This window comes from Microvirga roseola (assembly GCF_020866965.1).
Lineage (GTDB): Bacteria > Pseudomonadota > Alphaproteobacteria > Rhizobiales > Beijerinckiaceae > Microvirga > Microvirga roseola.
This window is the reverse complement of sequence record NZ_JAJATX010000095.1, coordinates 1-10005: the sequence shown is the minus strand read 5'-3', so window position 1 is coordinate 10005 and position 10005 is coordinate 1. Positions and strand designations below refer to the sequence as shown.

At 56.9% G+C, this 10005-nt stretch carries 7 protein-coding genes and 1 pseudogene; 4 read left to right on the top strand and 4 right to left on the bottom strand.

Annotated features, from left to right (window positions below; genetic code table 11):
* Window positions 1–635 precede the first annotated feature (635 nt).
* Window positions 636–1588 (top strand): annotated as a pseudogene (locus LG661_RS23485) (IS110 family RNA-guided transposase); the annotation flags it as partial.
* A 931-nt stretch (window positions 1589–2519) separates the two neighbouring features.
* On the opposite strand, the gene LG661_RS23480 reads toward LG661_RS23485, so the two are convergent.
* Window positions 2520–2759 carry a DUF6894 family protein gene (locus tag LG661_RS23480; protein ID WP_230534415.1) on the bottom strand — a complete coding sequence of 80 codons (240 nt, stop codon included), beginning with the start codon at window positions 2757–2759 and terminating at the stop codon, window positions 2520–2522.
* A 552-nt stretch (window positions 2760–3311) separates the two neighbouring features.
* Entirely contained in the window at window positions 3312–3842 is a 531-nt protein-coding gene (locus tag LG661_RS23475; protein ID WP_230534414.1) for a cysteine dioxygenase, read from the bottom strand.
* 682 nt (window positions 3843–4524) lie between these two features.
* Between LG661_RS23475 and LG661_RS25595 the strand changes: the two genes are divergently transcribed.
* Window positions 4525–4788: a winged helix DNA-binding protein gene (locus tag LG661_RS25595; RefSeq protein ID WP_407666827.1), complete on the top strand. Its 264-nt coding sequence runs from the start codon at window positions 4525–4527 to the stop codon at window positions 4786–4788.
* Between the two features lie 256 nt (window positions 4789–5044).
* Here the strand turns inward: LG661_RS25595 and LG661_RS23470 are convergent, their stop codons facing one another.
* Both LG661_RS23470 and LG661_RS23465 read right to left on the bottom strand, forming a co-directional pair.
* Window positions 5045–5584, bottom strand: coding sequence for a TetR/AcrR family transcriptional regulator (locus LG661_RS23470; protein WP_230534413.1), 540 nt, complete (start codon window positions 5582–5584; stop codon window positions 5045–5047).
* Window positions 5585–6164: 580 nt separating this feature from the next.
* A complete protein-coding gene (locus tag LG661_RS23465; protein WP_230534412.1) occupies window positions 6165–6626 on the bottom strand; it encodes a DoxX family protein in 462 nt (153 codons plus the stop codon).
* A gap of 725 nt (window positions 6627–7351) precedes the next feature.
* On the opposite strand from LG661_RS23465, the gene LG661_RS23460 reads away from it, so the two are divergent.
* Window positions 7352–9172, top strand: a complete 1821-nt coding sequence (locus LG661_RS23460; RefSeq protein WP_230534411.1) for a peroxidase family protein — start codon at window positions 7352–7354, stop codon at window positions 9170–9172.
* A gap of 75 nt (window positions 9173–9247) precedes the next feature.
* Window positions 9248–9910, top strand: coding sequence for an IS5 family transposase (locus LG661_RS23455; RefSeq protein ID WP_230534410.1), 663 nt, complete (start codon window positions 9248–9250; stop codon window positions 9908–9910).
* Window positions 9911–10005 lie beyond the last annotated feature (95 nt).

The window sequence follows — 10005 nt, the reverse complement described above, 5'->3', positions numbered from 1 at the left end:
TTATGCTCCGGCGCATCGCTCAACCGTAGCAATTCTCAAACGGGCTCTAAGACTTCAACAAGCTACATGGCCAGAAGCTAAGAGGAGCAGACGATGAAAGCCTCGCAGTGTTCGGACGCCCAGAAGCCGGTCATTCCAAAGCACGGGCAGGCCGGCTTACTCCAGCTGGAAGAAGAGATAGGACAGGCTGCTCCCGCCGGAGATGCGGGGCCTTAAGCAGCCTGAGGAAGAGAACGTAGTATTGAAGAAGATCGTCGCGGATTTGATCCTCGACCCCGAGAGTTGGAGGATGTCATCGGCGGCGTATGGGGCCCAGCGCCGTGAACGAGGGCGGCTCCGGGTCAGGCTTCGGCGCCGTCTTGGGAATATGCGTGCCCTGGACACTCCGCTCCTCTTGCGATGGGCTCTCGGCCGCCCGCATCACCTTACCTTTAGCTTTGGGCATCGCAAGGTATCTACCAAGCTTTTGCTACGTCCGAGTGAGCCCTCGCTGTCCTTTTAGGGTGGGCGCTCCGCTTAGATGCCGTAATGGGCCTGCTGCTCACGCAGTAGCGGAACGGGGTGGCTGTCCCTCAGAGTGATGGTGTTGAGACGGGGTCCGAGCGGATCGGCCCCAAGCATCATGAGGAACAGCCATGGACTATTGTGCCGGGATCGACGTGTCTTTGGAACTGAGCAGCGTCTGCATTCTCGATGCCACAGGACAGATCGTCCGCGAGGCGAAGGTCGCCCGCGAGCCTGAGGCGCTCGCCGCCTTTCTCTCCGACTTGGACGTGCCGCTCACCCGCGTCGGCTTGGAAGCCGGTCCGCTCTCGCAGTGGCTGCATGCGGGCTTAGAGAAGGCTGGCTTCGCGGTCGTGCTGCTGGAGACCCGGCATGTGAAGGCAGCGCTCTCGGCCATGATCGTCAAAGCCGACCGCCGCGACGCGAGAGGTATCGCCCAGCTCCTGCGCATGGGCTGGTTCCGCCCCGTCCACTGCAAGTCGCCCCCGGCCCAGGAAGTCCGCGCCCTGCTCATGGCCCGCAAGCAGCTGCAGGCCAAGATGCGCGACATCGAGCTCAGCCTGCGTGGTCTCTTGCGCGGCTTTGGCCTGAAGGTGGGCGAGATCAGCAAGGGCCAGTTCGCGGCGCGCGTGCGCACGCTGACCGCCGGGCATGCGATGCTGGAAAAGGTCGCCGCGGCGATGCTGCGCGCCCGGGAGGCTTTGCAAACCGAGTTCGCCCGGTTGCATCGCGCCATGCTGAGCCTCGCACGGGAGAACGAGGTCTGCCGGCGGCTGATGAGCGTGCCGGGCGTGGGAGCCCTGATCGCGGTCACCTTCACGTCCACGGTGGACAATCCCGAGCGCTTCTCGCGCTCGCGGGCAGTGGGCGCACACTTTGGCCTGACGCCGAGGAAGTACCAGTCGGGCGAGACCGACATCACCGGGGCGGTGAGCCGGGTCGGCGATCCGATGGTGCGCACGGCGCTCTCCGAGGGAGCCCCCATTCTGCTGACGCGGGCCGTGCGCTTCTCGGCGCTTAAGCGCTGGCGCTCGAGGTGGCCAAGCGGCGCGGCATGCGGCGCGCCAAGGTGGCGCTGGCCCGGCTGAGGCGGTAGACCGCTTCAAGCGCTCGTCGCGCAACCTCCCAATGGCCAGCAATAATTCCCCATCTGACGCAAAGCGGAAGCCTTCTTGAATCTGTCCCATCGGCGGACAATCTCATGCTCGCTTCTAGCGAATGTCGTCACGGGATTGCTAGGTCCATTGAATCCGGTATCGCTCGGGCCACCTCGCCGCCAAATCGATTGGCATGATCAGCAGTCGCAGAAACTGTTCGGAGCTCGGCCATCACTAGATTAAAGCGTATTGCGCTCTTGTCCGCCGTCCACAGTCTCTCGCCGCGATTGCTCCAACCGTCCCTCCAGGTCAGTCTCATATGTAGGATACCCGTAGAAACACATGCCGCATATGGCGAACCCATCAAAGATGCAGCGAAGTAGCGCTGATAGTCTCATTGAGATACCCGATCGTGGCATGTCAGCGTCGGCAGGCACATCCATCTGCGCTGAAAGGCTGCGTGTACTATTCTGGCTATAACCCACTGCATTGGGCGTCTTGATGTGGCCTTCACGATGTTTGTTTGCCAGCGGGTTTCCTTCGTGCTCGCGACTAATCCCGAACGTTCTGAACACATTGATCACCTTTCCAAGCTACAGCAGTCTTCGCTTGTGTTCGCTAATAGTGAGAATGGCGTTGTTTCGCTGTCATGACCGGGCGGGACACAGCTGTTACACGTGTAGTATTAACCCTGTCATTCGCCGCCTAGCAATGTGCACACTCTCACGCCCATTGAGGCAGAGCCCATCAAGATTTGGCTCAATTCGTTTGGGTCGCTTCGTGTTGACCAAAACCTCTGGCAGCTTTTTCTGGATTGCAGCCGCCATGGAGGATCTCCCTACGCGGCGAACCGGAGATGCTGCGTAAACTGCTTCTTAGAAGCTTGGCGTGCTAGAATGTCGGATTCGAAAACCATGCTCAGTGTTCGGCGAACAGAGATGCGAGATGTATTACCTGCACCGTCTGACGTGAAGCATCGGCAACAGCAAGCTGCCAGCCCCACCACTGATCGAATATCGACGGATCTAGGGCGCGAATTTCTTCGACTGCTGCCATGACAGAGGCCACGGCAACTTGGATACTAGCTGCCTCGATACCTTCCTCATCCTGGATGGATGTCTCACCGCTGGTAAGATGGAAATAGTATCGCGTGGCCATTGTCCGCCTCAACTCGGTTCAAGAAGTGGGCTCTCGGGTATATCCACCCGCATAGCCCTCAGACTAAGTTCATCCGTCCTGTCTAATCTCACCGCGAGACTTAATAAGTAAACTGCTCAAGTGGTTGCACATGCCTCAATCCGCCTTCTCAGCCGCCATCCTTCAATGGAGGATCTCTTCTCGGATAGCGGCTACCGTTCAGGTAGGACCTGCACCCAATGCAGAACACCACCCTTTGCGTTGTTGCGCACCGTTCTCCTTCACATGCTCAGCAGACGCAATCAACATCTGAACGAGCCTGGTGGATGAAGGTCTGAGCAGCCCCCCAATTGCGGGCTCAATGCAGCGCAGTATCCCGCCGCTGGTATCTGTTCTCGTGTCGCAAGAGGATTACCTCGAACCTGCGCCGTAGCTCCAGCGGTAGCGCCTTGCCGACAGGCGGGCATTGCTCCACCAGCGGCTCTACGATCACCCTTTGTGTGTCCGTCAGCACCCCCTCCCCTCGAGCAGCGCAGCTTCGTCATGCGGGTATTATTAGAGCCACAATACACCTCAGACTCCAGATGCGAGCTTGTATTCACGAAGTATCGACGAGCCGTGCATGTTATGATCGAATCCATAAATGTGGATCGAAATGGCCTCCTCCGAACTGCTATTTCTCATTTGATGGATTTTGGAGTTGGACGGCAGCATGCAAGCGATGTATTCGGGAGGGCGGATAGCCCGTTCGGCGACAACAACCTGACTTTCACCTATGGGGCGGAACCAAATCTCCTCAAGAGAGCCTTTCAGTATACCGAAGCAACAGGAACAGTGATGATCATGAATGCTTGTCTCGCAGAATGGGCTCCAGACAATGGCATAGACGCTCATACCGCCATCATTGAATAGCAAGGTACGCGCATAGCCACCCTTCCTTCGCTCAAGCTGGTATGGAGCCAAAAGATTTTGCCGGCCCACTAGTTTCTCGAGGGCACTTCGGGCAGATGCAAGATATGCTTGAGAAAGGCTGCGGCCCCACAAACTAAGCTCTTCAAGGATCTCTGTCTCGCTCAAGTCTGGGTCGTACGAAAGCAGACTCATTTTTTTCCTCAATCAGCTGCTGGCTTGGACGGAGCCTGAAGAACACATAAACCGCGTGAGTAATGATCTGGGAAAGAAGTGGGCATTCGCATGACTGCATGAGCTGCATCATGCGTTCTACCTGCCTGCTTGATCGTCAGGTTTGTGCTAACGTGCGGGCTTTCCTACGCGCGATCCCTTTCGACTGTGCGACATAAAATTGGGAGTGGGTTACAAATGAAAGGATTGCGACAATGCACTCCTTTCTGCTTGCCCAGGCGGCGGAGTATCGTCGCGTTGAGTACAACGAAGTGAGACCGCAAGGAGCGATCATTGATTGGCCGCCGACGGTCATACTTCACCGGGTTCTAGGCGCGCCTGAAGTTGATCCAGGACCGGAAATTCTCACATGATGCGGTCCAACTTCGGGGACGGGACCCTTGTGGCCGCCAACCCAAGTGCACGAATGAGGCCTGGAGCCTCGACTTCGCTCATGATGCGCTCAGCACCGGCCAGACGTTTTGGGCCCTGACGGTGACGAACGTGTTCTCCCGCGACGGTCTGCAGTCGACATCCGGGTGGTCGAGCGGCTTCATCGGCGCTCGCTCGATCTGATGCGGAATGACCTGATCAAGGCCGGCATCACTGATCTAAGCCTCTCACAGGTGATGATGCTGTTCACGATCGGGACGGCTGACTCTCAGTGCGTGAGTTGATCGAGCGGGGCTACTATCTGGGTTCGAATGCCTCCTATATTCTGAGACGCCTAGCCGAAGGTGAGTACATCGTCCGGACAACATCCGAGTGGGATCGCCGCTCTGCCCGCGTCCGTTTGTCGGAGAAAGGTGTGGGGCTGTGCGAGACGATCAGGCAGATCGATAGAACCTACCATCAACTTGTCACTAGGAGTGCGGAGGAGGCACAAGACCTGGAGCGATGCGGTGCGTTATGGAGCAGTTCCGGTTGAGGAGTAATTTTACCAGCCGATGCCGCACCCCAGGCGGCTATGGATTAACGGCGCTAGACGCCTTTGCAAGATGAGTGCAGCAGTAGTTCGTAGTTCTGCGGAGTCGGGCGAGGCATGAGCACAACAGACCTGGAATGGCATCAATCAACAAATTTCGCCCATGAATTCGGTTCCAGAGTAGGGCAGAATAGAACAAAGCCGCTGCCACAGTAATGATCGGCAGCACAAGAGAAACAAACAGTTTGATGCCCTCTTCCTATGCCTCTGCCCGACTACGGTCCACCTGAGGGTCTATTTGATCAGCGACACCGTTCAGTAGAAGGGCCTCAACCGCGTGAGCGATCCGAATGCGCTCCGCCTTCGAGAAAGGGCTGAGGCCATGCATTTCCAAGCTACTCAAGCCCTCAACCGCTAACCAGCCTAGGAGTGCTGCGTCCAGGTCATCTGATGTCGACTTTAGCCTCTGTAGGTTAAGCTCGATAACCTTGCGCAAAGGCGCGAGCAGACGCGGGTTCTCGGCCGAAACGGCGAGCATGCCGTTGACAATCTCCTTTCTCTTGCCCTTGCGTAGCTTAAGCAGCACCGCTGCAAGAAGGCGCGCCTCCAGATTTCGCCCGGTCACGACCTCGGCTCGAAGGATCTCTCGCTCGGCCGAAACCTCATCGACAAGACGCTGGATCATACCCTGTAGCAGAGCCTCCTTCGTGGGAAAACTATAGAGGAGACCACCTTTGCTGAGGCAAGCTCTTTCAGCAACAGCATCAAGTGTCAGCCGTCCCGCTCCGATTTCGCGCACGAGCTCCCCGGCGGCATCGAGAATCCTCTCCCTGGAACTCTTGCGACTTCTCACTGGCCTCAACGTTCTGTGCTCTCAAGCTAGAATGACCGATCGGGTGTAATGGTACTGAGTCTACCCTACCCGCCTCCCTTGCAGCTGAGCATAAGGGGCGAAATTGAGACCGTTTGAAACCCTTCGCGGCCTGCGTTCATCCAATGTGTTTCAAGCAGATTGGTAGCTGGGCGGGGTACAATATGCTTTTCGAGTGCCAGCACCACCAGTGCTCCACATTGAACTGGGAAATTGAACTGGGATGGCGAGGTGGAGCGGTGTGGTTGGAGCTGCGTGACGAAATCTGCGCGATCGGGTCATTCGCCATCCATCTCGGGTGACTGTGCTCTTGAGTTCGCAAGTCGTAGGCGGCTATCAATTTCTAGCAGATCATCTGCCGGAATCACGATCGCTACAAAACACGCATGATTTGCTCATACCTACTGTGCCTCCCCGAGGGAGGACGCCACAGACAGGCTTCTGGTCGGGTAACCCAGGCTATGCAGCGGCACTGGCCACACTGCACAGTCGATCATGAATATGGAGTTCAGTGTGCTTTGCCCATAGGGCGGGCGGACGCTTGTTTGGCGGAGCGCCCCACGCTGCTGATACGGTGTGCAGAGAGAAGTGAGACAATAATCAACGCCCCGATCATCCCTACATGTTCCGCCGCAGTATGAAATGCGATTGTTCGACTCGGCTCCTCACTCATGCTCCAGAAGTGGTGAGCGATTGGAATAGTGAGTGCGGTGAAGATGCACAGGGCTCCGGCGCCGAGCCACGTCCACCAGTTCAGGATAACTAGAAGTGAGCCAACCGTCTGCACGACAATGGTTGCTATGTTGAAAGCAACCGCTGGCTCAAGGCCGAAATGAGCCATTTCCGCAACACCGCCTTGGAAATCGATCAGCTTCACCAGCGCGCTACCCCAGAACGGGAGAGTGAGGAGGACGCGAGCGATTACAGTAACTGTCCTGGCGAGGAGAATCTGTTCAAAGATGTTGGACATAGCGGGCGGGTTCCAGCTTAAAATGACATGAATTTGTCCAGTCCGGATCCTACACGGTGATTTCAGAACCCGAGGAGCGTATTGCATCTGCAACATACCTTAGTGTCGCCTTGAGATGCTGGGGCCTACTGATTGGGAAAGTGCGAGAAAAGCCCTGGATCTCTGCCGCTCAGATATGGCGTTCATCAGTTAAATGAGACCTAATGAGCGGGATGGTGGCAGCCGGGCGACCGTTTCCTTCGACTGGAGTGCTTTGGCGCACAAGGCAATGTCGGTCGGGATCATACCTTCTAGATCTGTGACAGTGGGAAATTTGTTGTAGCCAGCCCGCAGTGCCGCAAAAATTTGGTGGCTCCGGCAGATCATGGTCTTCTTCAAGGGCGCGCAGAGCGGTGGCAACGCTTTGGGATGAGCTCAGTATGTGTGCACAAGAGCCGGTCGTACCAGATTCCACGTTTACCGCCATTTTCGGCGCTGGAGGTTTTACCTGCAGCTACACGATCTGTGATTTTCCTCACGGGCTCGAGTTCCCGCCGACTTCGGGCTGACTCCTGACAGAGATAGACCGTACTGATGAGGCGTCCTGTTGCAAGACACATGGAAAGGAGATGACATCTGCAACGAGCAATGCAGTGACAACGCCACCTTTGTTCTTATGTTGCGTGTCGTCACTGCGCTCGGCTGATTCCGAGCATGTCCTCCAGCTCAAGGATGAGGAAACCACAATGACCCTCTTGTTCCAGTCCCACAGCGGCGGAGAAAAGGCAGAGGTAGAAGAGGCAGGCATCGAGATTCCTCAAAAGTATCTAAGAAGTATGCGCAGTAGTGCTACGGCTCCGCCCGTAGGGACCGATGCTGCCGTTGATGAACAGGCGGACTTTGGATATTTGGTGCCGCCGCTGGATGCACCCGAGAAATATCTACCAGAAACTGCTGAAATCCTGGGCGAGCTCGACGAACTTGGGAGTCTTATGGTGGACGCTGTCGGGATGAACGCGCAGTCGGATGGGGGGTCGCCATCGGACTCCACTATGCCTCCAATCCTTACCTATTGGGGACAGTTCCTCGGCCATGAACTAACGGCACGCACGGAACGGGAAAGCGCGATCACGAGTGTGGTCAATGCTCATCCGCCGGTATCATCCTCAACAGTTGAAACCCAGCTCCGCAACGCGCGATCTCCACGGTTTGATCTAGATGGGGTTTATGGCGGTTCGCCTATTGGTGCCGGGATAACAACAGACGTAGTCACCGTCATTTCAGGTATGCGACATCCCAAACACGCTAACAAAATGCGAGTTGGTACCGCCACTGATCCCGGGCCGCTTCCTGACGATCTGGACGAGCATCGGGACCTGTCACGTTATGTCCAGGTCCAAGCGTCTGTGCGCGATGCGACCCTCAGGCTCGCCCAAGCCTCAATGGGGGAAGAGGAGTTCAAAAAGTTTTCGTCTGGATTAGATCAAAGGGCTCTGATCGGTGATTTCCGCAACGACGAGAATCTCGTGCTTGCACAGTTTCACGTTAGCGTCCTCCGGTTTCACAACAAAGCAGTCGACTTCCTTGCCAGTCGCAAGACAGGCTGGTTGTCAGATTTTGCTTCAGCCCAGTTGCTTACACGGTTGCACTATCAGTGGCTCATTGTGGAGGGCTACTTGAAAGGCGTTTGCGAGCCAGCTGTCGTGAACAGAGTGCTCCAAGAGCGTGCATCGCACTTTTTCAGGTTCCGAGCGGAGTTCGATGAGCGACGTCAAAACACCAGGCTCGGCAACGCACTGCCACTTGAATTTTCTGTCGCGGCGTTTCGGTTCGGCCACTCGATGGTTCGTGCGCTCTATGACTACAACAAGAATTTTGGACGCTCTCCAGACGGTGTCCTTCCGAACACCTCGCTCGACACTTTGTTCAAGTTCACGGGTGGTGGAGGAAGCCTTGCCGAGACAAAGAGGTTGCCGAAAAATTGGGTTGTCGACTGGGCGCGCTTCGTTGGGGTTGCACCGCACGATGGGACCGATGGGCAACCTGCCCGGTTTGCTCGAAAAATAGATACGGCAATCGCACCTGCCCTTGGCAACATGGTGCACGAGGGAAACGAACCGGATGTTGGTACTAAGGCTCTGTTCAAACATCTTGCACGCCGAAATCTCCGGCGGGGATATAATATGCGGCTCGCAACGGGTCAGGCACTTCACAACTATCTTCGGCAGCGTGGTGCACTCGAAACAGATCCAATTAGCGACGTGTCGGCACTTTTCGCCGCCAAGCCGGCTCTGAGGGATTTTTTGAAGAACACGCAATCTGGACTGCACGAGCGCACACCCCTATGGTTCTATCTGCTGGCCGAGGCGGAAGCCAGTGGCGGAAATCGTCTGGGAGAGCTTGGAAGCTGGCTCGTCGCATCGACATTCGTGGGCGTGCTGTTAGCTGATCCAGACTCTGCCCTCTCTAGAGGATTCGTACCTTGTCAAAGCCCTCTCCGAGCGCCTGACAACGGCGAGATTGACTCGATTGCGAGGTGGATGAGTTTTGCAGGAGTAATGCAATAGGCGGCGCGATGGATTTTGGTTGGACTCGGGCGCCGTAACTCGCTTGAGAGGCGGTGCATCGTCAGCTTATGTACTTTGCAGTACGAGTTTCCGCCGTGGCAAAGTGTGTATGACCACTTCCGGCGATGGCGGCAGCGTGGCACCTGGCAGCGCATCAATGATGCTCTCCGCCTACGCATCCGCATGCTCGCCGGACGAGATCCGCAGCCCCATGCCGCCATCATCGACAGTCAAACCGCGCGTACCAGCGAGGCCGGCGGGGTGCGGGGATATGATGGTGGCAAGCGGATCTCCGGCCGCAAGCGCCATCTGGTGGTCGACACGCAAGGACTGATCCTGCACGTGCTGGTGCATCCGGCTGATGTGCATGACCGCCGCGCGGCTGAAGCCGTGTTGGCAGACCTGAGAAGCCGCTATCCGGATGTGGAGTGGCTGTTTGCCGATATGGGATACCAGGGTCTGGCTTCCTGGCTGGCAACGGAGGTCGGATGGATGCTGCTGATCGTGAAGCGGCCGCGGCGCTGGGCATGGGTGCCAATCGATCAACCTGCCCCTGAGATGCCGGCTCGGTTTGCGGTTCTGTCCCAGCGCTGGATTGTGGAGCGCACGTTCGCATGGCTCATGCGGAATCGGCGATTGGCCAAGGATTGGGAACGCCTCTCGGCCGCCACTGAGACGTGGATTTACCTCGCGATGAGCCGCCCCATGACCAAAAGATTAGCCCATGCAGCAGCTTAATTTCCAGACACCCTCTAGCCCATGCACCCATTTGAACATCCAGACACCCTCTAACACTACTTTGGCACTTTCATCAGTGAGCCGAGGGTGAAGCG